The 25,870-nt window shown below is 54.7% G+C and carries 23 protein-coding genes, 2 tRNA genes and 1 pseudogene; 19 read left to right on the top strand and 7 right to left on the bottom strand.

Going from position 1 to position 25,870, the window contains the following annotated elements; translation table 11 throughout:
• The first annotated feature begins 59 nt into the window (after window positions 1-59).
• From D6851_RS03625 to D6851_RS03605, 5 genes are all read left to right on the top strand, one after another.
• A complete protein-coding gene (locus D6851_RS03625; RefSeq protein ID WP_120323538.1) occupies window positions 60-1,895 on the top strand; it encodes a competence protein CoiA family protein in 1,836 nt (611 codons plus the stop codon).
• A gap of 332 nt (window positions 1,896-2,227) precedes the next feature.
• A complete protein-coding gene (locus D6851_RS03620) occupies window positions 2,228-2,419 on the top strand; it encodes a hypothetical protein (protein ID WP_120323938.1) in 192 nt (63 codons plus the stop codon).
• A gap of 31 nt (window positions 2,420-2,450) precedes the next feature.
• On the top strand, window positions 2,451-5,360 hold the full coding sequence (locus tag D6851_RS03615) for an N-6 DNA methylase (protein WP_210210317.1): 2,910 nt from the start codon (window positions 2,451-2,453) through the stop codon (window positions 5,358-5,360).
• A gap of 1 nt (window position 5,361) precedes the next feature.
• Window positions 5,362-6,078 (top strand): hypothetical protein, encoded by a 717-nt coding sequence (locus D6851_RS03610; protein ID WP_120323537.1) that lies wholly within the window; start codon window positions 5,362-5,364, stop codon window positions 6,076-6,078.
• A gap of 50 nt (window positions 6,079-6,128) precedes the next feature.
• Window positions 6,129-6,974 carry a hypothetical protein gene (locus D6851_RS03605; RefSeq protein WP_120323536.1) on the top strand — a complete coding sequence of 282 codons (846 nt, stop codon included), beginning with the start codon at window positions 6,129-6,131 and terminating at the stop codon, window positions 6,972-6,974.
• A gap of 424 nt (window positions 6,975-7,398) precedes the next feature.
• On the opposite strand, the gene D6851_RS03595 is transcribed toward D6851_RS03605, so the two are convergent.
• Both D6851_RS03595 and D6851_RS17690 read right to left on the bottom strand, forming a co-directional pair.
• Window positions 7,399-7,475: transfer RNA gene (locus tag D6851_RS03595), tRNA-Arg, on the bottom strand.
• Window positions 7,476-7,530: 55 nt separating this feature from the next.
• Window positions 7,531-7,682: transfer RNA gene (locus tag D6851_RS17690), tRNA-Arg, on the bottom strand.
• Between the two features lie 150 nt (window positions 7,683-7,832).
• Between D6851_RS17690 and D6851_RS03590 the strand changes: the two genes are divergently transcribed.
• From D6851_RS03590 to D6851_RS03535, 12 genes are all read left to right on the top strand, one after another.
• Window positions 7,833-8,225 carry a hypothetical protein gene (locus D6851_RS03590; protein ID WP_120323534.1) on the top strand — a complete coding sequence of 131 codons (393 nt, stop codon included), beginning with the start codon at window positions 7,833-7,835 and terminating at the stop codon, window positions 8,223-8,225.
• Window positions 8,226-8,276: 51 nt separating this feature from the next.
• A complete protein-coding gene (locus D6851_RS03585; protein WP_420797087.1) occupies window positions 8,277-8,783 on the top strand; it encodes an MmcB family DNA repair protein in 507 nt (168 codons plus the stop codon).
• A 75-nt stretch (window positions 8,784-8,858) separates the two neighbouring features.
• Window positions 8,859-9,572 carry a sterol desaturase family protein gene (locus tag D6851_RS03580; protein ID WP_120323533.1) on the top strand — a complete coding sequence of 238 codons (714 nt, stop codon included), beginning with the start codon at window positions 8,859-8,861 and terminating at the stop codon, window positions 9,570-9,572.
• Window positions 9,573-9,655: 83 nt separating this feature from the next.
• Window positions 9,656-10,006 carry a DUF2141 domain-containing protein gene (locus D6851_RS03575; protein WP_338014728.1) on the top strand — a complete coding sequence of 117 codons (351 nt, stop codon included), beginning with the start codon at window positions 9,656-9,658 and terminating at the stop codon, window positions 10,004-10,006.
• Between the two features lie 74 nt (window positions 10,007-10,080).
• Window positions 10,081-10,947, top strand: a complete 867-nt coding sequence (locus D6851_RS03570; protein WP_147395423.1) for a PAS domain-containing protein — start codon at window positions 10,081-10,083, stop codon at window positions 10,945-10,947.
• Window positions 10,948-10,957: 10 nt separating this feature from the next.
• Window positions 10,958-12,091 carry a phosphatase domain-containing protein gene (locus D6851_RS03565; RefSeq protein ID WP_238473927.1) on the top strand — a complete coding sequence of 378 codons (1,134 nt, stop codon included), beginning with the start codon at window positions 10,958-10,960 and terminating at the stop codon, window positions 12,089-12,091.
• 69 nt (window positions 12,092-12,160) lie between these two features.
• The gene (locus D6851_RS03560; RefSeq protein ID WP_120323530.1) at window positions 12,161-13,516 is read left to right on the top strand and encodes a M48 family metalloprotease; all 1,356 of its coding nucleotides are present in this window, start codon (window positions 12,161-12,163) and stop codon (window positions 13,514-13,516) included.
• A 9-nt stretch (window positions 13,517-13,525) separates the two neighbouring features.
• On the top strand, window positions 13,526-14,257 hold the full coding sequence (locus D6851_RS03555) for a DsbA family protein (RefSeq protein WP_120323529.1): 732 nt from the start codon (window positions 13,526-13,528) through the stop codon (window positions 14,255-14,257).
• Window positions 14,258-14,334: 77 nt separating this feature from the next.
• Complete coding sequence (locus tag D6851_RS03550) at window positions 14,335-15,531, top strand: sensor histidine kinase (RefSeq protein ID WP_120323934.1); 1,197 nt, start codon at window positions 14,335-14,337, stop codon at window positions 15,529-15,531.
• A gap of 3 nt (window positions 15,532-15,534) precedes the next feature.
• Window positions 15,535-16,335, top strand: coding sequence for a LytR/AlgR family response regulator transcription factor (locus D6851_RS03545; protein WP_120323528.1), 801 nt, complete (start codon window positions 15,535-15,537; stop codon window positions 16,333-16,335).
• Between the two features lie 70 nt (window positions 16,336-16,405).
• A complete protein-coding gene (gene nadC / locus D6851_RS03540) occupies window positions 16,406-17,269 on the top strand; it encodes a carboxylating nicotinate-nucleotide diphosphorylase (protein WP_120323527.1) in 864 nt (287 codons plus the stop codon).
• A 52-nt stretch (window positions 17,270-17,321) separates the two neighbouring features.
• A complete protein-coding gene (locus D6851_RS03535) occupies window positions 17,322-18,035 on the top strand; it encodes a ribonuclease T2 family protein (protein ID WP_120323526.1) in 714 nt (237 codons plus the stop codon).
• 19 nt (window positions 18,036-18,054) lie between these two features.
• Here the strand turns inward: D6851_RS03535 and D6851_RS03530 are convergent, their stop codons facing one another.
• Window positions 18,055-18,510, bottom strand: a complete 456-nt coding sequence (locus tag D6851_RS03530) for a nucleoside deaminase (protein ID WP_120323525.1) — start codon at window positions 18,508-18,510, stop codon at window positions 18,055-18,057.
• Between the two features lie 126 nt (window positions 18,511-18,636).
• Here D6851_RS03530 and rpmB point away from each other — a divergent pair, with 126 nt between their 5' ends.
• Entirely contained in the window at window positions 18,637-18,924 is a 288-nt protein-coding gene (rpmB, locus tag D6851_RS03525; RefSeq protein WP_120323524.1) for a 50S ribosomal protein L28, read from the top strand.
• Between the two features lie 45 nt (window positions 18,925-18,969).
• On the opposite strand, the gene D6851_RS03520 is transcribed toward rpmB, so the two are convergent.
• The 3 genes from D6851_RS03520 to D6851_RS03510 form a co-directional block, all read right to left on the bottom strand.
• Window positions 18,970-20,046 (bottom strand): esterase-like activity of phytase family protein, encoded by a 1,077-nt coding sequence (locus tag D6851_RS03520; protein WP_120323523.1) that lies wholly within the window; start codon window positions 20,044-20,046, stop codon window positions 18,970-18,972.
• Between the two features lie 145 nt (window positions 20,047-20,191).
• Window positions 20,192-23,254: a TonB-dependent receptor gene (locus D6851_RS03515; RefSeq protein ID WP_120323522.1), complete on the bottom strand. Its 3,063-nt coding sequence runs from the start codon at window positions 23,252-23,254 to the stop codon at window positions 20,192-20,194.
• Between the two features lie 373 nt (window positions 23,255-23,627).
• Window positions 23,628-24,382 (bottom strand): IS5 family transposase gene (locus tag D6851_RS03510; protein ID WP_420797086.1). Its coding sequence is split into 2 segments (ribosomal slippage): window positions 23,628-24,047 and window positions 24,050-24,382, totalling 753 coding nucleotides; the frame shifts between segments, so codons are not numbered across the junction.
• A 774-nt stretch (window positions 24,383-25,156) separates the two neighbouring features.
• Here D6851_RS03510 and D6851_RS03500 point away from each other — a divergent pair.
• Window positions 25,157-25,336, top strand: a pseudogene (locus D6851_RS03500) (transposase); the annotation flags it as partial.
• A gap of 75 nt (window positions 25,337-25,411) precedes the next feature.
• Here the strand turns inward: D6851_RS03500 and D6851_RS03495 are convergent.
• Window positions 25,412-25,759: an ATP-binding protein gene (locus D6851_RS03495; protein ID WP_274379039.1), complete on the bottom strand. Its 348-nt coding sequence runs from the start codon at window positions 25,757-25,759 to the stop codon at window positions 25,412-25,414.
• Window positions 25,760-25,870 lie beyond the last annotated feature (111 nt).

Raw genomic sequence — 25,870 nt, 5'->3', positions numbered from 1 at the left:
AGGTGGGCCCGACGTCGCAACCATCTTTAGCCGTGTTCTTGTCTTCAGGCTGGAGGTCTATGCGCAACGAGTGGCATCCAACACAAGCAATCGGCCCCGATGGCCAGCGAGCCGACGTCAAGAGCGTCGAAAACGGCCTGCAATGCCATTGCGTCTGCTTTGAATGTGAACAGCCTGTTGTGGCCCGACAGGGTTCAAAGTTACGATGGCATTTCGCACATCACGCTCCCACCAACTGCCGTCCGACGCCTGAATCCGAACTGCACTTTTTCGCCAAGTCGCTGCTCGCGGACACACTTTGGCTTTGGATTCCTGCGGTCGAAGCGAGTGCTGCAGGCCGGAACAAGCAAATATCCAAACGAAGGAAGTATGCGTTTGCGGAAGTGAGGGTCGAAATGGCAGACGGAAATGTCCGCCCTGACCTGATCCTTATTGAGAGCGGCGGTAAAGCTCTGCATGTCGAAATCTTCGTGCGGCACCGGGTCGATTCCGCAAAGCTGGCGAAGCTCAAAGGCCGCGGCATCTCTTCCGTCGAGATCGATCTTTCGCACCTCGATTGGGATGATCGAAGCAGTTGGGAGGCCGCCATTCTGGAAGTGGCACCGCGGACGTGGTTGCATAACGCCAAGGCAGCGAAAGTGCAGCAGGACCTCGAAGCGCAGGCGGCATCAGAAGCGGCGCGGAAGCAAGAGGTGCTGGACGCTGAGTTCTCGAACGTCGCCGCCGCCTTTCAGAACGCACTGGTGTCATTTGATAGCCCTGACAAGCCGCTGACGGATCAACACAACCTGGCGCGCAAACGCGGATTTGCCGGGAAGGTCGGTCACACCACAAAGGGTTCCACCTGTTTTCGTGTCGCTCCGGCCTATTGGCAATCACGGATCGTAAATCGTTTCGTGTGGGATGAGGCGGCAGGCTCGCCGCGATCGTTCGAGACCAAAGATGTCCTTGCTCACGTCCAGGATCTCGTACGGCCGGGGCTGAGCCGGATTTCAAAAGAGACGACAGAGCGAATGCAGCACGAGTTCCCCGAGTTCGAGGCGCCGTGGCATGTTGTTCATGGGTATTTGAAATGGCTGAAAGACCATTGGATGTTCGACAAGCGCGCGGGGGGCAAGCAATGGTTGGCATCGAGCAGCGCGATCCATCACCGCAAGGAACAGGAAGCTCTTTGGGAGGAAGAACGGCAACGCAAAGAAGATTTGGCCGAATGGGCCGACTTCATACTGTCGAACATTCCCGCGCACGAAACATCCGACTTTAACAAGGCGAAGTGGGTCGATCGGGTCGTGGCCTCATATGATGCGCGTGAGACAAGAAAGCTGTGCGAAGCCATCTACGACATGGTGGTCGGCAGGAGAGGTCTCGCCGAGCATCTGTTAGGTTTACCGCTGCTGGCGGAATACGAGCGCCAGAATATTACGCAGGCCGAACGACGGGCCGAAGATGAGCGCAAGCGTATCGCCCGGTTGGAGCAGGCCCACCGCGAGGCCAGGGTATCCGCGCTTCAGGCGAAAGCCGCCGATATATTGGATTGCGAGGCGCAAGATTGGCTTCAGGCGGCGAACGAGCGTCTCGGCGAGAATACGCCGCTGGCCGTAGCCATGGACTCGGATGAGGGGTTGGCGCTTGCCTATGCTGAATTGAAGCGTATCCGGGATGAAAGGCGCGCAGCTGCCGCGCTGGCAGCATCTCAGGCTCGCCTTCAAGCGGCATTGGAAAAGAACCGCGCAGAATTGACGGATCTGGCCAACAAGCGCGCTCGCGATCCTGTAAGGGCTGGACTTTGGTGCCAATCGCCCAATCCCAAACTGGGTGGGAAACGGCCGATCGACTATTGCACTGACGATCGAGCCTTGCGCACCTGCAAGGAGATCATGCCGGCGAATATATGATCTCGGTTCATCTGCCTCGTATTCTGCGGCCATTCGGCAAGCTCTCGCTGGGCGCTGGCTAAATCTCCATATCGAAGAAGTGATAAAGCTGGCGATGTTGCGGATAGTGGCCTGCCCAGGCAGGGCGTTAACGAAACCTCAATTGTAAGCCCTTCATTTGTTCTATATATGTTCACGCCCATCTCATGACGCGGTAGGAAGTTCGACGCAAAGGGCCACCGTGAGGAAATCCAACTTTCTGGCTTTCTGGATTGCACGAAATCCAGATTTATGGAATTCTGCCCCATCAGCTGCGGACGGACGGGGGTGGCCGTCTAGAGGAGATATGCCCGATGGCCCACAGCACTGCGGCGGCACCCGCCGACGAGGACGGGACGGGAACCGAGAAGGGGACGTCTCTCAATTTCAAGGTCGGCCCGGATTTCAAGAAAGAATTCAAGGGCTTTGCTGTGGCCCAAGGCATCAGCATGACCGACCTTCTGAAAGAGGGCTTCGCCCTCTCCAAGCAGAAGCGGCGAAGATGATCGTTCGCTTGCCCGTTGCTGCGCGCGTACCTTGCGCGCGCGTGTCATTGCTGCTGCTCGCCTCGGCATGACCTTCGCGGATGCCCTCGAGCCGGAAGGGACAGCCGACTGGCTGTTCTCGATCGCTGATGGTCGCGGGCTGCCCACGATCGATGGCCTGATCGCCGTCGAAAATTACAACCATGAGGGCCGTCCTCCCGAAGAGGTCGCGATCATGGAGAAGGCATTGTCCTACGGCGCGCGCGCGGTGTTCTTCGAAGCGGCGCGTCACGGTCGCGCTCCGGTCGCACAGGCGTTCGTCTTCGATGCGAGCGATGAGCCCGAAGATGCGCGGTTCGCCGAACTGCACAAACGCCTGTGGAGCTGGGGTGGCGTTCCGCTCGTCTATCGCGCCGCCCGCGGTTCCATCCAGCTTTTCCGCTGTGCGCACGAACCGGACTTCGCGGGACCGGACGACATACCCGTCTGTCGCCCGATCCGGACGCTGCTGATCGGCGCGAAGATTGCCGAACAGGATGTGTGGTGGAACGCCGCGCGCATCCGGAACGGGACGATCTGGGACGATCCCGATGCCTGCAAGCTGATGCTTTCGGCTCAGAAGGCTGCACACCGCACGCTGGTCGAAGAGGTCCGGGCGCTGGCGAAACAGCTTTCGGAACGCCGGCTGCTGTCCGCGCGGCTCCGGCGCAGACTGCTGATCCTGTCTCTGCTCATCGCTTACCTTGAAGAGAGGTCGGTTCTCCTGCCGGCGGATTTCGGCAAGGCGCGCGAGGGCGCGACGCGGTTCTTCGAAATCCTGGGCGATGGCCGTGCATTGATCGCGCTGCTCGAGACCCTCGAGGAGCGTTTCAACGGCCACATCTTCAGGCTGACGGATGATGAGCGAGCCGCGCTCGCGGAGAGTTCCGAACTTGCGAGCTATGCGCGGCTCGTCGAGGGTCACGAAGACAGCAGCGGACAGCTCAGCCTCTGGCGGCTCTATTCTTTCCGGGATCTGCCGGTCGAGCTCATCAGCAACATCTATCAGCTCTTCGTGAAGGATGCAGCGAGTTCCATCTACACGCCTCCCGCCCTTGTCCGGCTGATGCTGGAAGAAGCGCTCGGATGGGAGAGGCTCGACGCGCTGATGGCCAGCGACGGGATCATTCTCGATCCGGCCTGTGGATCGGGCGTTTTTCTTGTCGAGGCTTACAGGCGGCTGGTTCTTCACTGGCGCTGGCGCAATGGCTGGGCACGGCCGGGGGTCGACGAGTTGCGACCGCTTCTCCAGCGTGTGCATGGGATTGACCTGGAGGAAGGCGCCGTCGAGCTGGCCGCTTTCAGCCTTTGCCTCAGCCTCTGCGATGCCCTGCAGCCCGAAGAAATACGCTCCAGCGTGAAGCTGTTCCCGCCGCTTGCGGACGTGACCCTGCATCATAGCTGCTTTTTCGACGCAAAGGCCAAAGGTCTGGTCAAAGCGCCGATCGTCGCGATCGTCGGCAATCCGCCATTCGAATCCGCTCTGCCGACCGCAGGCGCGAAACAGAGCTATGCGGCTTACAGCAAGACGCATGGCGCACTTGCCGACAAGCAGCTCGCCTATCTGTTCCTGCATGAAGCGATGGATATGCTCGCGCCGGATGGCGTGCTGGCGATGGTCGAACCCGCGGGCTTCCTCTACAACCAGAACGCGCTCACTTTCCGACACGGCTTCTTCGGCCGCTGGAAAGCTCGCGAGATACTCGATTTTGTCTCCGTGCGAGGGCTGTTCAAAAAGGGCGAGGCAGACCCGAAGATCGTGGTCGTCATTGCCGAGGCCAGCAAGCCGGAACCCGGAAGCCGCCTGCTCCACGCCGTATTCCGCCGCAACGGCCGCGCAACCGCGGAACAGGGCTTCGACATCGACTATTACGATCTGCATTGGCTTGCCAACGCCGATGCAGAGCGGTCGCGCGATGTCTGGCGCGCGAACCTGCTTGGCGGCAGCCGAGTACATAATCTGATCGAACGCTTGCGCGACTATCCGACGCTAAAGGATTTCGCGGCCAAGCATGGCTGGGATTTTGGCGAAGGTTACATCGCTGGCCTGAAGGGCATTTCGCGGCCCGCCCAGCATCTTGTCGGCAAACCGCTGCTTCCGACTAGCGCGCTTTCCGCACAGGGTCTCGACACAGCATTTCTCGATACGGTGCCCGACCGTCCGATCAAGGACACGAAGACCGAGCGTCGTTTCACGCCACCCTTTTTGCTCATAAAGGAGCACGAGAATCTCTATCATGGCCTGTGGAACGGCCATTATCTGACCTACAAGCACGAAATTGTTGGGCTAGCCGCGCCCAAGACCGACTTGGATCGCCTCGAGGCGATCGAGACCTGGCTCCGACGCGAGAATATCGTTCTGCGTGCCTATGTAGCCGGTATCAGCGCCCGCTTGTTTACCCAACGGGCGACGGCGATCCTGAGCGCCGATATTTTCGCGCTGCCATATCCGGAGGACGAGGATCTCGACCTAAGCCGGAACGAACGCATTCTGACCGAGGACATCGTCGAATATCAGCGCGACTTCGTTCGCCTCGGAACGGCCTCGCCGGTGATGCGGCGGGCACCCGACGAGGCACTCGATGCCTTCGACGAGGTGTTCACCACTCAGCTCAATGCAGTTTATGCGCGCAAGCCGCTGCGTGCGCTGGAATGTCAGCAATGGTCGGGCGCCATCTGCAAGGCCTATGTGTTCGGCGATGGCGTCGTCGACTGGTCGGACGCGAATGAGTTGCGCGACCGGCTCGACGCCCTCCTTCATGAGCGCCGGGGGGCTGGTTTGACGGTCACGCGGATAACGAGACTCTATGACAAGGGCTTCGTGTTCCTTCTGAAGCCCGATCGTCATCGCTTCTGGACTCGCTCGATCGCGTTGCGCGATGCCGATGATGTCCTTGCAGATCTTCGCGAGCAAGGGTTCTAGGATGCTGGCGGATGACGGCGAACGTCAGGCCCAGGCCGGAGCGCTGGACAGCGCGATCCATCTCCCGGGCGAATGGCTGTCATCATTGATCGGGTTCATAGGAAGTGCGCTGCCCGGATGGCGGGACGATCCGAGACGGCCCGCGGCGACTGGCGAGACGGCGCTGACGGCGCAGTTATGCGCGCGCCTTGCCAGTATATGCCGGCATTCCCCAGGCTGGGATTTTCTTCAGTTCAGGCGAGAGGAGCCGGATGAATCCGACGGTCGGCGTGCCGTAGACATCGCCGTTGCGCCGAGCGGGTCCATCATCTGGATCGAGGGCCGCGAATATACTGAGTATCAGACGCTGCTGCCGGTCGAGTGCAAGCGGCTTCCGACACCTATGGCCGGCGACCGGGACGAGCGGGAATATCTCTACAGCCGCTTCAGCACCACCGGCGGCATCCAGCGCTTCAAGGCTGGTCATCACGCCGCCTCGCACGCGCGCGCTGCAATGATCGGATATGTGCAGGATGGAGATATTTCATCTTGGCTTGAACAGCTCTGCGATTGGGTTGAGCAACTGGAGGGCGACGCCGTGGAAGGTTGGTCGGCGGCAGACAAGCTTCAGATCACATCGCACGATACTGTCGGCAGGGTTGCCGCTCTTCGGTCCGGTCATGCTAGGCAAGCCGGACTGGGTGACATCGAGTTGGATCACGTCTGGATCGAGATGTGAGCGCGACGTCGCGGCTCGGCGCTGACCGGGCGGAGGCTTGAGGGACGGGAATGGCGGACTATTCAACGGATATCGGCTTCAACTGTCCGGAGTGCGGGAATCTGGTGGAGATCACTGTCCCCGTTTCACCGCCGAACTGGGGTGAAGACAAGGCGATCGACCGCATGGTGCAGGAAGAAATCGACCTTGCCTGTCCGCATTGCGATGCGTTTCTGGAAGTCGATGTCATCAATCGCGACAACCAGGTCGAGATGACCTTTCGCGGCTATCCCGGCGTTGTCATTACATGCTCACAAGGTTCCGACCGCGCGCCCGACCCGGACGACTATTGGAACGATATACCGGACGGACCGGACGGGATCTTCAAGGACAGCCTGGCCGATGCCCTGCGCCTGCTGGACCAGCATGGACATGACTGGCAGCCTTCGACGGTCAACCGGATGGTATTTGTCCATGCCTTCGGTGCGCTCGAAGCCTATCTGGGCGACACTCTTCTCAACTACATCAATGCAAATGACGATGCGCTGATACGCATTCTGGAGCAGGACAAAGACCTGAAGGGCGAGAAGCTGACGCTGGTGGAAGTCCTGACGGACGAGGATGTGGTCTTCAAGCGCGTCGCGCTCCATCTGAAGGCGATCCTCTATCATAATCTCGCCAAGGTGCAGGCGCTTTACCGGATTGCGGCCCGGATCGATATTTTCCCCGACGAGGCCATCAAGGATCGCCTCTTCACGGCCTTGCCCCTGCGGCATGACTGTGTTCACCGGAACGGGACCAACAAGGATGGCGCGTCGAGGGACGAGGTCACGCGCGGCTACGTCCGGCAGTTCGCCAGCGACATCACCGCGCTCGTCAATCATATCGAAGGCGAGATCGCGGCACAGCAGAATTAGGCAATAATACCGGAGATCGACAGCTCGCAGCGGATCGACCGGTCAATCCCGCAATTGCGGCGGAAAATCCAAATAGCGCGACTCCGCGCCGAACGGTCCATTTTCCATTTCAGGCAAGCATAGCGACCGATCTGCGGAGACCAGGCGCTGAAGCGGATATTGTGACCCTCAGGGATAGCGAAGCCAATGCACCGTTTGCTGGCCAATTGGCTACGCCCACTCTCCGTTTGAAGTCGCGAAACTTCCACCGGGCCAAGGGCCACGATTGCGCTCCGCGTCGAGCGAGAATTGTCGCGCCGATTCCGCATTGAAATTAAAGGAATTTCTCGAAAATTGCTGCTTCCGTGGCTGCTTCCGTGAGCAAGTCTGGAGAATAAGCAGCGGGCGGGACTTGTCCTAAATTGCTAATTTTATTGGAGAAAGTTGGCGCACTCGACAGGATTCGAACCTGTGGCCTCTGCCTTCGGAGGGCAGCGCTCTATCCAGCTGAGCTACGAGTGCTTACCGACCCCCGTAGTTGGGGGCATGAAAATCGTCAATCTGCCGACTGCTTCCGTGGTGCTTCCGCGACGCTTTTGTCTCGAAATACCGCTTCCGTCAAAATCGGCCTAAAACTCTGTTTTTACAACATAATTCTTGCCATTCACCACCCTTAAAACAGCTTGACTTCTGCCTTCGGAGGGCAGCGCTCTATCCAGCTGAGCTACGGGTGCGTCTCGCGCCGGTTAGCAATAGCATCACTCGACGCCAAGCTAAAACGTCCGGCTCCATACAGATTTCTGTCTGAGCGCTCTGCCGATTTCCCAAAACACAATAATATACCACCTTTTGGCAAGCAAAACCTGCCATTAGAAGCTTATGGAAAAGGGGTTTCACCATTTTCGGCTGAAAGAGTCGCTACCCGAATCGACGGTGCTCCAACTACGGAAAAACGATGGGCTGCACTGCTGGACGGCGCGCCTCAAAGACGGACACGCATCGGAATTGAGCCGAGTCATTCCTCATACTGCATTTCAAATCATGGTCAGCAACGACAAGACAAGCTGGCAACAGGCAGCAACCCATCGCATCGCCGATTTTACCGTTTTGATGGAAAAAGGCTTGCAAGCCTTGCTCGCAATTCATCAGGCAAGAGGTGAGATTCGACCCGCAGCCCGGGCATTATGGGATGAGCTCGAAGTGGAATGCGCCCTGTTGAATGACATGACCGCTGACCACGATCCTGCCCCACCAGATCGACGCAGAGCGTAATAACACATCAAATATCTTGACGATGTTCTTCTTATGTTCGATGCTATTTTTATGGCTCGAACATCCATGCTCGCTGAAAACATCGTCACACCTGATCGCAGCAAGGCTCTCGCTGTAGCACGCGGTATATCCCGGCTTTTTGCTCGGAATGATATCTGGTGCATGTCTGAAATGATCTTACGTAATGGCCGCCGGGCCGATCTGATGGGCATCGACACAAAGGGCCGCATCGTGATTGTCGAAATCAAGACAGCCAGAGCCGATTTGCTGGGCGATGGCAAATGGCCGGATTATCTCGACTTCTGTGACCGCTTCTATTGGGGCGTCCCCCCTGAACTGGATCGCAGTCCATTGGAGCTGGATGATTTTCAGCCAGAATGCTGCGGAATAATCGTCGCGGATGGTTACGACGCAGAAATTGTCCGGCCAGCCCCCAGCCACCCCTTGCCTGCCGCTCGCCGTAAAGTGGAAGTGGAACGTCTCGCCCGAGCCGCTCTTCGACGGCAATTGGTGGCACAGGACCCTGAATGCAGCCCCTGGGGGCAGGAGCGAGTGTAAAATTAACGCCATCTGTCTCTATGATTGATTCTCAGGACAGGGCATAGAAGTATTATGCCTTCACCATCTCTTTCGATGCTGGCTACTATTGGCTTGTCTGCTGTAGCCATGACAACCATTGTCGGTCTACGTTATTTGCTGGCAAGCGGCGCGTTCGCCTGGGCAACCAAGTATAAACGCCCCGGCCTTTATCGTGGACTGTCATCTCAGATAAAGCGAGAGATTGGCTGGTCACTATTTTCTGCGGCCATTTACGGGATTCCCGCTGGCATAATCGCTTGGGGGTGGCAGCAATATGGCTGGACACGGATATATGAAGATTGGGCAGCCTATCCTCTATGGTATCTTCCTTTGTCTGTGCTTCTTTATCTCTTCGCCCATGACACCTGGTTTTACTGGACTCATCGCTGGATGCATATTCCACGCTGGTTTCGTCTTGCCCATGCTGTCCATCATGCCAGCCGGCCGCCAACTGCATGGGCCGCTATGAGTTTCCATCCTATCGAAGCACTTACCGGCGCTATTGTTATTCCCTTTCTCGTTCTCCTCATTCCCATTCACGTCTCCATGCTAGGTCTTGTTCTGACGATCATGACCGTGATGGGAATCACCAACCATATGGGATGGGAAATCTTTCCACGCTGGCTGGTTCATTCGCATCTCGGTCACTGGCTGATAACTGCGAGCCATCACCAGCGCCATCATGAGCGATATCAATGCAATTACGGCCTCTATTTCCGTTTCTGGGATCACCTTTGCGGAACCGATCGCGGTCTGTCAGAACCCTGAGCTTGCTGGCAGCCCTGTCCCTGCTGACAGGGAATACAACACCTCTGCCAAACGCAAGTGACAAGGTTACGGTGAATGTCACTGTGACCAATCTTCGCTCCAGCAAGGGGCTGGTTCGCGCTTGCCTCACACCCGACGAAAAACACTTTCCCGATTGCAGTGACAAAGCGGCCATTGAAGTGTCCGTCGCAGCACATGAAACGGTAGATTTCAGCTTCCGCGATGTTTCCCCCGGACGCTATGCTATCGCCCTGCTGCACGACGAGAATGAGAATGGCAAAGCCGACCGCGCCCTCTTCATGATGCCCAAGGAAGGATTTGGCTTTTCACGAGATGCCAGAGTCTTCATGGGCCCGCCACGCTTCAAGGATGCCGCTTTCGAAGTTGGACATGAACCGATCCACCAAGCCATTCGCATGCGCTATATGCTCTGAAGAGCATCTGATTTTACCAATTCTTTAGCAAAACATGCGAGAGCTGATGGCGGACAAAATGCCGGGAGTGCGATTTGATCACATCATCCAGCAGCAATTTCCCGCCGAGCGAGGATGAGACGGGGACAGAAAACCTGCCTCCCGCCATAGGCTACGGTGAAAGACGACTTCAGCTACGTGCCTATAATCACTGGGTCAGCATGCTTGGCAGGCATACCATGCCGCATAGCCGTAATCTAGGTTACGAGACTCAATCTGATTTCCAATCACACAGCGTTATTCTGAAGGTTTCGGACAAAAGCCAATCCCCCCAAATTCTCTATATTGGTAACAAGTTGCTGGAAGAATGCCGGATAGCACCCGGTACGTACGACAAACCCGCCGATATTCCCACAAATTCGCTGCTTAATTGTGTTCTGGACCATTATCCTCAGTTGCTTGCAACGCAATCACCTGTCGGTTTTGAAGCCGAGTATAACAGCCCTCAAGGATATACGCTGCTTTATCGTGGCATTCTGCTGCCTTTTGCCGACGATGACGGGCGAATGACTCACGTTCTCGGAGTCATTAACTGGAAAGAGGTGGCCAATAGTCAGATGATCGATTCGATCCAGAAAGCGATCGGAGAGACATTCGCTGCAACCAGCGAGGAAACAGCCGCTCGTCACGCCTCCCTTCCAATGGCAGACTGGGCAGATGGTCCAGCACGCACGACAGCAGAGAAAAGCTTTACAACGACCGTGTCTTTACCGGCCCATCTGAGCGAACAACTCCGCGCTCTGTCTCCGGCAGATCCTGCTGAATGGCTAAAGGACGATACTGAATTCGCTCTTGTCATCATCCGCCGCGGGACAAATGGCGAGGTGGAATGGCTTGGTCCGCTATCGGATGAGAACAGCCTTCTGGAACAAGCAGCAAAAAAGCTCGTTACTTCCCAGTAAAGTCCTGTCCTTGCAAAAGGAGCATCGGTCTATCTTCAAAGTCCCTATCAGGGTACAACCTTATCTCGGCTATCGTAATTCGGATCGGCTGCTCATTTCCGCGCGGGCGCTGCGATCAGGCAAATCCGGTTTCAACAAAAAAGGCCGGCTGCAGGCCATCCGCACCATGCTGGCGCAGTTCGCTTCCAGGGAAGTGCCCGATATCAAGGTGACGCTCGAACTTTCAGGACAGGATGGCGGCATAGAGTGTCACACCGCAACGACGGATCGCGAAGGCTATGTCCATTTCGACATTGCATTGCAGCCTGAACGCGAACTCCCGAGCAATCCGATGTGGGAAATCGTGGCGCTGCGCTGGATCGACGGACGCGAACCCCAATGTGTCGAAGGCTATATTCTGGCACCCGGAACACAAACCCGCCTTGCTGTTATATCCGATATTGATGACACAGTGATCCAGACCGGCATTACAGGTGGTTTTCGCGCAATCATGCGCAATTGGCAAAATGTGGTCGCAACACTCCCGGATGACAGGCTGGCAATTCCCGGAGCCGATGCGTTTTACGGCGCTTTGGGCGGTGGCCGTGTTTTACCCGCAGGCAACGCTGAAAGTACAGGCAAGCAGATGCCCGCGACGCATCGGCCCTTCTTCTACATCTCTTCCTCTCCATGGAATCTCTTTTCCTATCTGGTCGCTTTCATGAATGAGAAGAGACTACCGCTCGGTCCGCTTTTGCTGCGAGATTGGGGATTCAATCGCAAGACGTTCGGTGCGGGAGCGCACCATCGTCACAAGACCGCCTCTATCGCAGCCATTCTGGCCCTTTATTCCGATATGCGCTTCGTATTGATTGGAGACGATACACAGGACGATCTCCCGGCATATGCCGATGCAGCCCGGCAATTCCCGGGTAGAATCGCAGCCATATTCATCCGAACAGCGTCTGGCGAAGCCCTGTCACCCGCCGAAATCAGTGCGCAATCCAGCCTCGAAGCGTCCAACATCCCGCTCTGGCTTGGAAGCAGCTATGCTGTGGGAAAGCAATTCCTCTCAGCGCTAGGCTTCACACCTGGTGGCGAAACCGAACAGATCGTCAAGACAGTAGAAAAAGTGGAAAGCATCGAACAACATTTTGCACAATAGCTTGGATCGATTGGCACTCACCCGTTCTTCATTGCCCATTCAGGGGCAGAACCGCTAATCTCCTGCTCTATGCGTATCCTTGCCAGCCTTCTTGCCGTCATTGCCGCCTTGTCACTAAGTGTGCAGCCGGTCGCTGCACAGTCGATTCTGCGCGATGCCGAAACCGAAGCCCTGTTTCAGGACATGATCGATCCGCTGGCTGAAGCTGCCGGATTGAAGAAAGGGTCCATCGAAATTGTGCTGGTTAACGATCCCTCCATCAATGCCTTCGTCGCGGGCGGGCAAAGAATCTATATCCATAGCGGACTTATCAATGCGGCCGATACAGCCAATGAAGTTCAGGGGGTGATGGCCCATGAACTGGGCCATATCATGGGCGGCCACGTCATTCGCTCTTCTGAAGGAATGGGAAAAGCCGCCAATATCTCGATTCTTTCTATGTTGCTGGGCGCTGCAGCCATGGCTGCCGGAGCTGGCGAAGCGGGCGCCGGGGTCATGGCGATGGGGCAACAGGCAGCAATGGGGTCTTATCTGTCTTTCAGTCGAGTGCAGGAAACCAGTGCCGATGCGGCCAGTGTGGATTATCTGTCAAAGGCAGGCATTTCGGGCAAAGGATCGGTTGCCTTTTTCAAAATTCTGCAAAATCAGGAATTTCGCTATGGCTATCGGCAGGATGACGACGCTGCATTTGCTCGCACCCATCCTCTGACCGGTGATCGTATTCAGCGGCTACAAGCCGATTTTGAGAAAGATCCGGCCTGGAACAAGCAACCTGATCCCGACTTGCAGCGGCGTTTCGAGAGAGTAAAAGCCAAGCTTTACGGCTATTTGGCAAAACCCGCTGCGACTTTGCGTGACTATCCGGACTACATGACCGGCATTCCTGCCCGTTATGCGCGGGCCTATGCCTACCATAAAGAAGCGCGGATCGATAAAGCACTCGCCGAAACCGACGCTTTGTTGCAAATGGACCCTGACGATCCCTACTTTCTTGAGCTAAAGGGCCAGGTTTTATTGGAATCCGGGCGCCCTGAAGATGCTCTTACACCTTTGCGCAAAGCCGTTCAGATCACTGGCAATACACCTTTGATCGCCGCCACCTTCGGCCATGCGTTGATCGCTACCGAGGATTCCTCCCATTTTGACGAAGCAGAGCAAGTCCTGCGAGCAGCTGTAGCGCGTGACCGGGAGAATCCCTTTGCCTGGTACCAGCTGGGTACCGTTTACGCCGCCAAGGGCGACATGCCCCGCGCTCACCTGGCAAGCGCAGAACGACTGGTGATGACTAATCAGCCGACCGCGGCTCTGCAAAATGCCAAAGCGGCTGAATTAGGGCTTCCTGACGGGTCGGCCGACTGGATCAGAGCCCAGGATGTCGAAATGGAGGCACGCAGTATTCTTGAACGTCAACGCAATCGCAAGTAGCGCCAAATCATGACAGACAGATCTTCTCCTGCCCCGCTTTTGCTCTGGGCTGTTACCCTTCTTCTTGCCCTGGCAGGCGGTTTCGCTGGTGCAGCGCTATATGACTGGAGCGGAATGGGAAGCAATAACACGCGTGACTATCTGCTAGCACATCCTGAAGTACTGCCCGAAGCCTTTGAAGTGCTGCAACATCGCGATACGCTGGCCCGGCTCGATCCGCTCCGGAGGGAACTGGAAACACCGTTCCCCGGTGCCGTTCTCGGCAATCCCGACGGCACCGTCACATTGGTCGAATTCAGCGATTATGCCTGCGGATATTGCCGTCATAGCGTCGAAGATGTGAGGGCTCTCATAAAAGAAAATCCCAATCTTAAAGTGGTGATGCGGGAATATCCGATCCTCACGGAAAAAAGCATAGACGCCGCCCGTATGGCACTCGCTGCCGCAAAACAGGGACATTATGCGCAATTCCATGATAATATGTTCAAAATGGGACCTCCGTCAGACGAAACCATCACAGCAGCGGCACGCAAGGCCGGGGTCGATCTCGATCAGGCCCGTAGGGATATTGCCGAGGGTCTTTTTGACCAGCAATTGCAGGCCAATGCTGCGCTGGCTCAACAACTGGGTTTTAATGGCACCCCAAGCTGGGTGGTAGGGAATGATGTGATGACAGGTGCCGTAGGAAAAGACCGGCTCGCTGAAGCCATCGAGAAGGCGAAGGAGACCGCAACATCCTGAAGCGCGATTCCTTGCGCACATCCCGAACGCAGAATAACCGGATGCGGATCGGAGGCGGAGCGGCCAAAGGTAATTCCATGGCTATGCTGCCTTTTCGCCCAACCCCCTTTTTCAAAGACAAAAATCGGGCGTTCTGGCGTTTGCAGCTGATTGGCTGGGGCGGTGCAATGCTGCTGCGCGCGATGACCTCCATCGCCAATGAAAAACCAATTTCCTTTCTGGTTCTGGTGCTGATCGCCACCGTTACCGGCTTTTCTGTCAGTACAATCCTTTCTGTCATCTATAATAAGCTGATTCATCAGCGCCCGCTCGTTACCTGGGGCGCAACGGCATTCGTCCTTGGATTGGCCGTCTGGGTTTCGGCCTTCATTAACGGCTGGACGATCAGCCTCTACCAGTCGAACAGCAGCACCAGCTTTGCGCAGCTTGTCATCGGTGTATTCTATATCGACATGACGCTGCTTGGCGCCTGGTCAGCGCTTTATTATGCGATCAATTTCTTCCTGCAGGTCGAAGAGCAGGCTGATCGGCTGGAACGGCTCGAAACACAGGCAACGAGTGCACAGCTCGCCATGCTGCGCTATCAGCTCAACCCGCATTTCCTGTTCAACACGCTCAATTCGATTTCAACGCTGGTGCTGCTCAAACAGACCGAAGCCGCCAATGCGATGCTTACCCGTCTTTCCGCTTTTCTGCGCCACACGCTCGTCACCGAACCCGGCGGCAAGGTTACAGTGGCGCAAGAAGTCGAAACGCTGAAACTCTATCTGGAAATTGAACGGATGCGTTTTGAGGAACGTCTGCGTACCGATTTCCAAATCGATCCTGCAGCAATCAATGCTTGCCTGCCTTCGATGTTGCTACAGCCGCTGGTGGAAAACGCTATCAAATATGCCGTCTCCCCGCAGGAAGAAGGCGCGCGGATCAGCATTGCAGCTCGACCCATCGGGCAAAGGCTTCGCGTGACCGTTTCCGACACTGGGCCGGGATTGCAAAATCGGCCACAAGGGGCCCATCTGCCTGCCGCCATTGCCGGAGGAGATAACACCGTGTCCACAGGCGTCGGCCTGGCCAATATTCGCGATCGTCTCGCCCAAGCCTATGGCGAAGACCATCTTTTCGAAATCCGTACGCCCCCCGAGGGTGGCTTCACGGTTATTATCGAGCTTCCTTTCGAGGAAGCCGAGCAGGATACCCCTTCCCCCGTTTCTGCGAAACCGAAAGCGACCCCATCCGTTACAACCATGCCCGAAACCACGGGCCTTGGGATTTAATGCATGACTATTCGCACTATTATCGTCGACGATGAAAAGCTGGCCATTCAGGGCCTTCAGCTCCGCCTTCAGAACATCCCGGATGTTGAAGTGATCGCCACCTGTTCGAATGGCCGCGAAGCTATCCGCACGATCAAAACCGAGCGCCCTGACCTCGTATTTCTCGACATTCAGATGCCGGGATTTGACGGTTTCTCCGTGGTGAAAGGCGTAATGGAAATCGAACCGCCCCTCTTCGTTTTCGTCACCGCCTATCAGGAACACGCCATTCGGGCTTTTGAAGCCAATGCGGTCAACTATCTAATGAAACCCGTGGATGAGGATAAGCTGGCCGATACTCTCGAACGCGTACGTCAACGCATTACCGAAAAACGATCCGCCGAAGAAGCCGAAAAACTCAAAGATGTACTGGCAGAAGTAGCACCAGACGCTGTCGAAAATCTCGATAACGAAGAAGAAAGCGGCACTTCCAGCCGTTATGAAAAACTCATCAATGTTAAGGATCGCGGACAAATTTTTCGCGTTGACGTCGACACAATCGAACATATCGAAGCCGCTGGCGATTATATGTGCATCTATACAGGCGATAATTCGTTGATCCTGCGAGAAACAATGAAAGATCTCGAACGGCGCCTCGACCCACGTATTTTCCAGCGTGTCCACCGTTCTACCATCGTCAATCTCGATCAGGTGCGGCAGGTCAAACCCCACACAAATGGCGAATGCTTTCTAATTCTGGAATCCGGTGCTGAAGTAAAAGTTAGCCGATCGTACCGAGACGTAGTGGCCCGCTTCGTCCACTGACCATATGCGCCGGAGCGTTGACCTGACGCTTCGCTCCGGCAAAAGCAACCTTCATTATTTGGAGGATGCAATGACTGGCTGGACGCTCGATCACTTCGATATTGATGCTTTTATCAAATCTACTCTGGCCGAGGATCTTGGCGCGAACTGGCCCGGTGGAGGCCGCGACGTAACGGCAGAAAGCGTCATTCCTGCTGATGCACGTTTTACCGGCGTTATGGATAGCCGCGTCAACACCATCGTGGCAGGGTTACCACTCGCTATTGCCTTTTTTCGTTACCTGGACCCTGCAATGGAAATTGCAGTTCTGGTCGAGGAAGGTCAGGAGGTCAGTTCCGGAACTGAACTCATGCGCCTCCAGGGCAATGCGCGCGCACTACTCACGGCCGAACGCAGTGCACTAAACACCGTTCAGCACCTCTCCGGCATTGCTACTATGACCCGCACCTATGTAAACGCCATGGGGAACAGCAGCGCCATTCTGCTCGACACGCGTAAGACTATACCCGGTCTGCGCCTGCTCGAAAAATACGCCACTCGCATGGGCGGTGCACAGAACCACCGGATGGGATTATGGGATGCAGCAATGATCAAGGACAATCATATTCTTGTCGCTGGATCGGTTGACAAAGCTGTGAAGCGCGCGCGCGATGCCGGTGTGCGGCAGGTCATTTGCGAGGTCGATCATCTTGAACAGATTGAGCCTGCCCTGACCGCCGGAGCCGATCATATCCTGCTCGATAACATGGATTCCGCCATGCTGCGCCGAGCGGTGACACTGATTGATGGCCGCGCAAAGATAGAAGCCTCGGGCGGTGTCACGCTCGACACGATCGGCGACATTGCCGCAAGCGGTGTCGATTACGTTTCAGTGGGACGTCTGACCCAGAGCGCCCCTGCTGCCGATATCGGACTCGATTTCACACCGCTATGAACATGCCGCCCTCTCGTCCATAATGATACGAAATGGAGGAAACATCTGGGGCATGATCCGAACAGCCACAGCAACATTGTTGGTCTTCCTCGCCTTGACCGGTACAGAGCAGGCCGAAGCACAAGCCTATCAGTGCCGGATCCCAGATGCTCCCGTCACCATACCCGATGTGCAACAGGAAGGGCCATCGCGCCCAAAAAGAGTGAACGGTTATACGCTGGCTCTAAGCTGGTCTCCCGAGTTTTGTCAGGCGCATGAAGATGACGACAGATACTGGCGGCAATGTTCGGGCCAGGCTGGACGCTTCGGTTTCATCGTACATGGCCTATGGCCTGAAAGTGATAAGGGCTTTCCTCAATATTGCGCCACACGCCCAAAGTTGGACAGAAAGGAAGCCGCCAGGAATCTTTGCATGACGCCCTCCACCCGGCTTCTGGCTCATGAATGGCTCAAACATGGCACTTGCATGAGCCGTTCACCTGAAACCTATTTCAAAATAACTCGGATTCTCTGGAATAGTCTGCGCTGGCCCGATTTCGATCGGCTATCGCGAACAGATTCCCTTACCGCTGGAGAGATACGCCAGATCTTTGCCGATGCAAATCCCTATTGGGAGCCATCACATATCGGGCTCGTCATAGACCGGAAGGGATGGCTGGAAGAAATGCGTCTGTGTTATGGGATGAATTTCATGCCCCGCAAATGCTCTGTCAGACGGTATGGAGCACCCGATTCTACGAAAGTCAAAATCTGGCGGGGATTGTAGAACGACATACCAGCATAACTCAGCGACGCTCTGCAAAGAACTGGCGCAATAGCGTCACTGATTCTCGCTCTCCAATTCCGCCATAAACTTCCGGCCGGTGAAGGCATTGCCGCTGATCGAAAACGCGCGCACCACATTCTACAGCCCCTCCTTTAGGATCACTTGCCGCATAATAAACCCGGGCAATCCGGGCGTGCACAATAGCTCCGGCGCACATTGCGCACGGTTCCAGCGTCACCCAGAGATCGCAATCGCCAAGCCGTTCCTGCCCGAGAAATGCAGCCGCAGCGCGAATCGTCTGAATTTCAGCATGAGCTGTAGGGTCATGAGACTGGCGGGGGCTATTATATGCCTCTGCAATAATCTTATCCCCATGCGTAATCACCGCACCAACAGGCACTTCACCTGCCAACGCAGCGTTCCGCGCCAGTTGCAATGCCCGATACATTGGGTAAGGAAGCGGCCAGCGTTTCATGAAGTCTGCGCTAATCGCTCGCGTGAACCGCTGCAATGCCACAGTGGAACTTGACGATTCGGTCGGCGCTCGCTAAGCGGCCAACTTTCCGAATAAGCCCGCTTATTGAAGACTGAGAGATAGACAATGTCGCGCATCTGCGAACTGACCGGCAAGGGCCGCCAGATCGGCCACAATGTGAGCCACGCCAACAACAAGACCAAGCGCGTTTTCCTGCCGAATCTGCAGAACGTGACGCTGCTGTCCGAAAAGCTCGATCGCAGTTTTAAGTTCCGCGTTTCAACGCAGGGACTGCGTTCGGTTGAACATAATGGTGGCCTCGACAACTGGCTGCTGAAAACATCCGATACCAAGCTGTCCCAGCGTGCCCGCAAGGTGAAGCGCGAATTGCAGAAGGCCGGCGCGGCCGCCTGAGGCTTTGAGAGGTGCATCGCGCGCCTAGCTTGTTCCTGAAAGCGATCATGGCGTGGGGAAAGTTCCTCGCGCCTTTTCGTGTGCCTGGTCTTTCGCTCTCGAACTGTTATTTTGCAAAGCTATATTCCAGCGCAACTTGAGTAGCAACGTTCGTTCCAGAGCGGCCTGATTATCATCTGCAATAATCCAGATGTCGACTGCCCCTCCTCCCAGATCCCGAATATCCATGCCTTCATAGTTTTCGGCAGGGATCGGTGGCGCGAAATCCAGCAATGTCTGCCAACTCCAGTTCTCACCTTCCCGAATTGTTGCCGGATCCGCAATCAAAAGACGCGATCGAAAGAAGGGAGGCAAAGGCAGATCCAGCTTGCGCAACAGGATCAAAACCCGTCCGTCCGGTAATAGCGCAAGATCCGTTGGACGGTATCCTTTCGGCGGAATAAGACGAAAGCGGGTCGGTACGCCTCCCGCAACAGGGTCCTTGTCAAATAACAACCCTTCGCTAGGCCCAGGCCTCGTTCCCGTGCCACCTTCCGAAAGAACAAGAAAACGTCCATCGGCCAGCCTTTGCAACGATTCCGGCCCACTATTTTTCGGCCAGTGTTCCATTTCCGGCGGGAAGGCAGCGGCCCATTCGTTGCTTGTCGCAGAATGGCGCCGGATCATATTCATCCCCTCATAGCCAAGCCATAGGTCGCCTGTCTGTGGATCCCGGGTCGACGATTCAATATCGTGTTGCCACTTTTTGATCAGCTTCGGATCGCCTGGCACCTTCTGCAAATCCGGCGCCCCAGAAGAACGGCTTGGTTGAGAAAATGCCAATCGCCAGCCAAAATCGCTAAATGCCCAGAAGCGTCCGTCAGGCAAAGCGAGAAGACTGGAATAGCCCCCGAAGCTACGCGCGCGACTGCTTAACTGCCATACGCCAAGGAGATGCATATCCCCTTCTGTTGCAGGCAAAACTGCTCTCGAAACAATTCTGCTGACCTGAAAATCAGCGCTCTGCCACCGTGGTGCAACGGGAGAGCGGCACCAAACTCCTTCGACAATAAGAAACGTTAAAAAAGCTACGGCAATCAAACGCTTGGCGGAAGTAAGGTGTAATCCGCCCACATCCCACATCAATATTTCCTTACTATGGTAGGATTCATTCTCTTTCGTCGTTTAAACTTTGCTGCGTCAGATTTACAGCCTGTAGAATAAATTAAAAAGGGGCCATGCAAAAACATGGCCCCTTTTAAAATAGAACATTCTGAGTTCTTGAGAATCAAAAACCCATTTTCAGCTGAAACCGCACATACCGAGGCGTCTGCCAACTTAATGGAACACCATAATCGGCACGTGGTTGGCCATTATCTTGCGTGCCCCGTTCTTCAAAATCGAGTTTAGCAGACGAGTTAAAGACATTAAATACGTCTACTCGTAGAGAAGAATCAAAGCTCGTTATCGGTAATTTAAATACTGCTGTCAGGTTTACTGTATTGAACCAATCACTTTCAAACTGAGAACCTCGAGGTGTTTGAGTGGTTCCATTACCACGATCCACATCTGCTTCTGGATCAGTAATAACATTACCACTACCATCAACGTGGCAATACCAAGATTCTGCTCCATACAGCGGAGCAATCTCATCGAGATCTGATCGAATGCGGCCAATACACCCGAACTTACGAGGCGACTCAAGCTGGACATTCCCACCAAGAGTAAACCAGTCAGTGACTTGGTAAGAACCAAAAAGCTTGAAATTATGGGCACGATGAGTTGGCAGATAGCCATAGGATCCAAGTGCTAAGCCAGGAACATCGAAGCCTGTGGTAATACCTGCATCATCCTGACCATTATCAGACTTTACCCCTCCTTCGATATTACCTTTAGTCTGCGAATAAGTGTAAGAGCCTTGCAGTTCCCAGACACCGTCAAATTCACGTTCAAAAGTGGCTGTAATCGCTTTGTACGTATGTTTAGCCTTCGGGAAGGCTAACTGTTCAGCCGTCAAGTCAAGAGTGCGTATTTCAGTTTCACCAGGAAGCGGATCCGACAAAGTGATGGTCGCATCACTGCCTGGATTAAGCAAAACATATTGATGATAACCAAACCATGTGTCGTTACAGGCGTCCGTATCATAACCGTTCTCGGCGCAATAGTTACGCACTGCAGTATCTACGGCAACATCCTCCAATGATTCATTTAGGCTTCTATAGGTGCCATATAATCCAAATACCCAATGGTTACCCACGCGCATTTCACCACCAAGAATATATTCATCCTTAGATTGTGGTTTAAGATTCTTAGCAACAACCGAGTCCAGCGGCGCTGCCTCGCCGGTCGAAATGACTTCACAGTTGTCGATACCAGTGTCCAGGCAAGTGTCTGACCCAGTAAACCCAATAAGAGGATCGCCTAATATCGGTACACCATTGGAATCGAATCCAGCAAAACGATTATAACGGGTTTGGTCAAATTCAGGTCCTGACAGCCGCACATTAGTATTCGACTGGATGGGGAGATAATACCTACCGAATGAACCATATATTTTTGCCCGACCGTCATCAAAGACGTCGAATGTAAAGCCAACTCGCGGTGCCCATTGATCACCGGATTCGTAAAAAGCATTACCTTCACTGTCACGGTTGGTAAAACGATCGTTGCGTAAGCCGAGCTGCAACTGCAGCCTATCGTTCATCAGTGACCAATTATCTTGAATATAAAAGGCTTCATTTGTGGTATCGAAAATTCCACCACTACGGAAAGTACGAACACTAACATAGTCAACACCTGCAGGTGCATATACGTCGCCGCTACTTCCGCTGAGAATAGAATATGCGGCATCTCCAGTATATGAAACAAGGTTATTTGAAGTTAGATCTTCATGATCATACCCTGCGCGAAAGTGGTGAGACCCAAGGAAATCTACATAGAGATCTGCATCGAAACGATAGAATTCACGCTCATCCTCACCTGTTTCCAGCAGATTCACTGAATTACCAATGACTTGTCCTGCTGACCTTTCGCGATAATCCACGATATAAGGAAAAGAAGTATCGTCAGCCGTAACGTTGTCTGATTGCTTATTTTTCCCGTAAGCAGCAGAAAGAGTGAACCAGTCCGTGAAGTTCCCTGTGTAGCGCACGACATAGTTGCTTCCACCATATTCCTGGAGCTCTGAGCCTACATATCCCCCTATGTCATCCGTTTCGGGATCATACGAATAATTATCCAGTGTACGCTCACCGGACGTATCAAAATAAGTGAATTCCAGGCGATGCCCATCAATGGGTACTGGGTCGACCTTCACACCCCAAAACGGGCTATCCGAGTAATTGTTTTCAAATTGGCTGTTTAATGCGAGACCACGACCATATTCCCGGTCACGGAAATTATAAAGTCCGTAGAAAAATAAACGATCTTTAATGATCGGACCAGACAGTTGAACGACAACATCTTTTTCGCTTTCGCTATCAAGGCTGTTATCTATTCTTAAACTGCCATCATCTGGGTTTCGACTACTAGGACTGTCGCTACGCAGCCCATCAGGTTGCCAGTTAAAAAGAATACTAGCATGGTATTCGTTTGACCCCGACTTTGTCGTGGCATTAATAAACCCGCCTGTTGAACGACCAAACTCGGCCTGATAACCGCCATTTTTAACTTCAACAGTTTCATAAAAATCAAAAGGTACCGTGGAAGATCCTAGACCTTTGCGGAAGTCAGTGACGTTAAGGCCATTGATGTAAAACGCATTTTCAGAAACTGATGCACCGCCAACACTGGCAAGATTACCAAATGCTGCATCTCCTTGGCTCGTACCTGGCGAAAGCTCAATAATCGACGTTAAATCACGCGCTACTGGCACGCGGCTTGCCAATTCACCAACATTGATAACTGCGCCCGTTGTGGTGCGGTCAAAATCGACAACTTCAGTCCGTCCCGCCATCACGACGATTTCGCCACCCAAAGCACCTGAAGGCGCCAGTGCATATTGGTTAGCGGCCCCATCCTGATTGAGTGAAACGTCTGGATCAGTAAAGCTGTCATAACCCGGTGCAGACACAGTTACTGTATACCTACCAGGAGGTATCTGCTGGATTCGATATGATCCATTATTGTTCGTTGTTACCGTACGGCTAAAACCTTGAGCATTTGAAACAATTGTTACAGTTGCCCCCTCTATAGGTTGCCCATCAGTCCCAATCACACGACCAGTGGCTGAAACATTAGTGTAATCCTGCGCAACAGCAGGTACTGCCACCATTCCTGTAACGCTAATTCCCCCAAGAACGAGCGCCAGCGGAGCCGCGCTGCCATGCAGCGCTTTTGAAAATTTTTTCACGTTTTCCAGTCCCTTTTTAGTGAGGCCACCCGCAATGGACGGCCTCGCTCAACAAGCTGGAATAGCCCTTGCACGATTACCTAGCGAGAAACCCGCTGCCCCCTGCAACAAACGGCCACCCCAACATGATTGGACGACTAAAACTCAATGTATCCAAAGGGTAAAGCGCATCTGAAGCTGAGGTGATCATTGCCCCCCACCTGTTGCAGCAACGCCACAAAAATATTGCGCAAAAGATTTAAACTTGCCAGCACAATTGCAATTTTTAAATCACACTATAAATTTATTTTACGTATTTTGCTTTTGTAAAGTATTTTTATTTCTTAATGATGAAAAAACCATGCTCCAACTGCTTAGGCTCAGGACTCATTGATCATAACCAGTAGCAGACGGTTGCGGCGATGGAGATGGCGGACATGAATGTGTGTGCACATCGATCGTAGCGGGTGGCGACGCGCCTCCAGTCCTTGATCCTGCCGAACATGTTCTCGACCTTGTGGCGCTGGCGGTAGAGCTGCTTGTCGTAGTAGTACTGGACCTTGCGGTTGGCCTTGGGCGGGATGCAGACATCGATGCCTTGGCTTTCGAGGGCGGCGCGGAACCAGTCGCTGTCATAGCCCTTGCCGCCGAGTAGCACCTTGGCCCTGGGAAGGCTCGGAAACAGGAGAACTGCGCCCTTATGGTCGCTCATCTGGCCTTCGGTCAGGAGCAGGATGATCGGCCTGCCCAGTCCATCGCAGACGGCATGGAGCTTGGAGTTCAGCCCGCCTTTGGTGCGCCCGATACGTCTGGGAACAGCCCCCCTTTTAAGAGGCTGGCGGCGGTGCGATGGGCTTTGAGGTGGGTGGCGTTGATCATGATCGCGTCGGGCTCTTCGGCCTGGCCTGCCAGTTCGGCGAATATGCGGTTGAACACGCCAAGGCGGCTCCAGCGAATGAACCGGTTGTAGATGGTCTTGTGCGGGCCGTAGCCCTTGGGCGCATCGCGCCACATCAACCCGTGCTTGATGACGTAGACGATGCCCGACACGATCCGCCGATCATCGACCCTCGGGACACCATGCGACAGCGGGAAAAACGGCTCAATCCGGCGCATCTGCGCACGGCTCAGCAGAAACGGAACATCCATCGAAAGCGCCTCCTCGACGCTAACGTTGAATCAAACAATCATGCCTCATGCAAACAATTTAATGGGGCCTGAGCCTAGGCGCAATATGTTGTGATACGGAAATGGTCATCATCACAGTGAGGGAATTACGGACCACATTCTTAACGGCAACAACAAGACCACACACATTAATCAAGCAAAGCTATAGAAGCCATCAAAGGCTTCCATCGCGGAACTCGCCGGGAGTACAGGATCAACGAAAAGAAGGCCCTAAAGCGGCGTAAACTGTAGTCAGTTAAGAACATGCATCGGACCGAATGAGGGACACATCACCTGTGTGCTGCCTCTGAAGAAGAAACTGCGGTCATGGCGTTGCGCATGCAGACATGCCTCCGCTGGATGATTTCTACATAGCCTTCAAGGAAGGTAATCCCGTATCTGAGCCGTTCATCGCTAACACTGTCTGCAACAACATAGGATGAGCAGCTGCACACCCTCAATAAGCCCTCGCTTGGAGTAGCGGATTGTGATTTGGGGGAGACATTGGATAGAGAGTTTCAATGCCGCCACGCGGCCTGTTTTCGCTGGCGGAGCACCTAGACCGGTTGAGCAAAAACGACGATCCGCTCAAGGTTCTGGCTATCACGGTGGGTTTCGAGCATTTCCGACCGCTATTGATCCGCGGTCTGGGCTACAGCGGCGGATCAATAGCGGTGGTCTGGAGAATCTGCACACTGAGATAATTGAATTTTCTGCCTGAGAGCAGCCAGATGGGCTGCGAGACAGGAGCAGAGAATGAGCAGACGACGCCGGCGCAATCATAGCCCGGCATTTAAGGCGAAGGTGGCGCTTGCCGCGATCAAGGGTGAAAAGATGCTGGCAGAGCTGGCGTACGACTATGATCTGCATCCCAACCAGATCACGACGTGGCGCACGCAGTTGCTCGAAGGGGCGGCGGGCGTGTTCGGCTCGGAGAAGGCGTCTGTCAACGGCACTGTAAAATTCCCCGGAAGTGGCAAAGTAAAATTCCCCAGTTTGCGGTTCGGGTAATCAGGTGGTTTGTGCGGCGCCTCCATTTTTGGGTGGGCGTCCGCGGCGGCGGGGCTCGGCGGGGGCAGGTGGCGTAATCAGGGCGTTGGACCTGATGTGTTCGGGCAGCAGGTCGGCATGGCGGCGCGGGCGATAGCTCGATCCATCAATTTGGACGACGATGGCATGATGCAGCAACCGGTCGAGCAGCGCGGTTGCGACCACGGGGCTACCGAAGATGTCGCCCCATTCCGCAAAGCCGCGGTTCGAGGTGGACACCCGCAATAACCATGAGTTTGGTGGTATGATTGGCCGGTTTTCGTTCGCGGCGTGAGCGGTGCCATTTCTGAGGCGGCGGCGGGCTTTCACAGGTCCTTCTTCATCGCTTTTCAGGCTGATGGCTGATTTCAGGCGCAGCTATCCAGTGGCTGCACGCCGTTCGTGGAAGATCAGGCGATCAAAGTTGTAGACCAGATTGGC

It is taken from the genome of Altericroceibacterium spongiae (assembly GCF_003610805.1).
Taxonomy (GTDB): domain Bacteria; phylum Pseudomonadota; class Alphaproteobacteria; order Sphingomonadales; family Sphingomonadaceae; genus Altericroceibacterium; species Altericroceibacterium spongiae.
The sequence above is the reverse complement of the archived record's forward strand: the minus strand, read 5'-3'. Positions and strand labels throughout refer to the sequence as shown.

Bases quoted from the DNA above. Each gene is read 5' to 3' on its own strand.
- D6851_RS03625 (WP_120323538.1), top strand. From the start codon at position 60: ATGCGCAACGAGTGGCATCCAACACAAGCAATCGGCCCCGATGGCCAG.
- D6851_RS03610 (WP_120323537.1), top strand. From the start codon at position 5,362: ATGCTGGCGGATGACGGCGAACGTCAGGCCCAGGCCGGAGCGCTGGAC.
- D6851_RS03545 (WP_120323528.1), top strand. From the start codon at position 15,535: ATGACTATTCGCACTATTATCGTCGACGATGAAAAGCTGGCCATTCAG.
- D6851_RS03520 (WP_120323523.1), bottom strand. From the start codon at position 20,046: ATGTGGGATGTGGGCGGATTACACCTTACTTCCGCCAAGCGTTTGATT.
- rpmB (WP_120323524.1), top strand. From the start codon at position 18,637: ATGTCGCGCATCTGCGAACTGACCGGCAAGGGCCGCCAGATCGGCCAC.
- nadC (WP_120323527.1), top strand. From the start codon at position 16,406: ATGACTGGCTGGACGCTCGATCACTTCGATATTGATGCTTTTATCAAA.
- D6851_RS03560 (WP_120323530.1), top strand. From the start codon at position 12,161: ATGCGTATCCTTGCCAGCCTTCTTGCCGTCATTGCCGCCTTGTCACTA.
- D6851_RS03605 (WP_120323536.1), top strand. From the start codon at position 6,129: ATGGCGGACTATTCAACGGATATCGGCTTCAACTGTCCGGAGTGCGGG.
- D6851_RS03535 (WP_120323526.1), top strand. From the start codon at position 17,322: ATGATCCGAACAGCCACAGCAACATTGTTGGTCTTCCTCGCCTTGACC.
- D6851_RS03555 (WP_120323529.1), top strand. From the start codon at position 13,526: ATGACAGACAGATCTTCTCCTGCCCCGCTTTTGCTCTGGGCTGTTACC.
- D6851_RS03590 (WP_120323534.1), top strand. From the start codon at position 7,833: ATGGAAAAGGGGTTTCACCATTTTCGGCTGAAAGAGTCGCTACCCGAA.
- D6851_RS03585 (WP_420797087.1), top strand. From the start codon at position 8,277: ATGGCTCGAACATCCATGCTCGCTGAAAACATCGTCACACCTGATCGC.
- D6851_RS03550 (WP_120323934.1), top strand. From the start codon at position 14,335: ATGGCTATGCTGCCTTTTCGCCCAACCCCCTTTTTCAAAGACAAAAAT.
- D6851_RS03620 (WP_120323938.1), top strand. From the start codon at position 2,228: ATGGCCCACAGCACTGCGGCGGCACCCGCCGACGAGGACGGGACGGGA.
- D6851_RS03530 (WP_120323525.1), bottom strand. From the start codon at position 18,510: ATGAAACGCTGGCCGCTTCCTTACCCAATGTATCGGGCATTGCAACTG.
- D6851_RS03580 (WP_120323533.1), top strand. From the start codon at position 8,859: ATGCTGGCTACTATTGGCTTGTCTGCTGTAGCCATGACAACCATTGTC.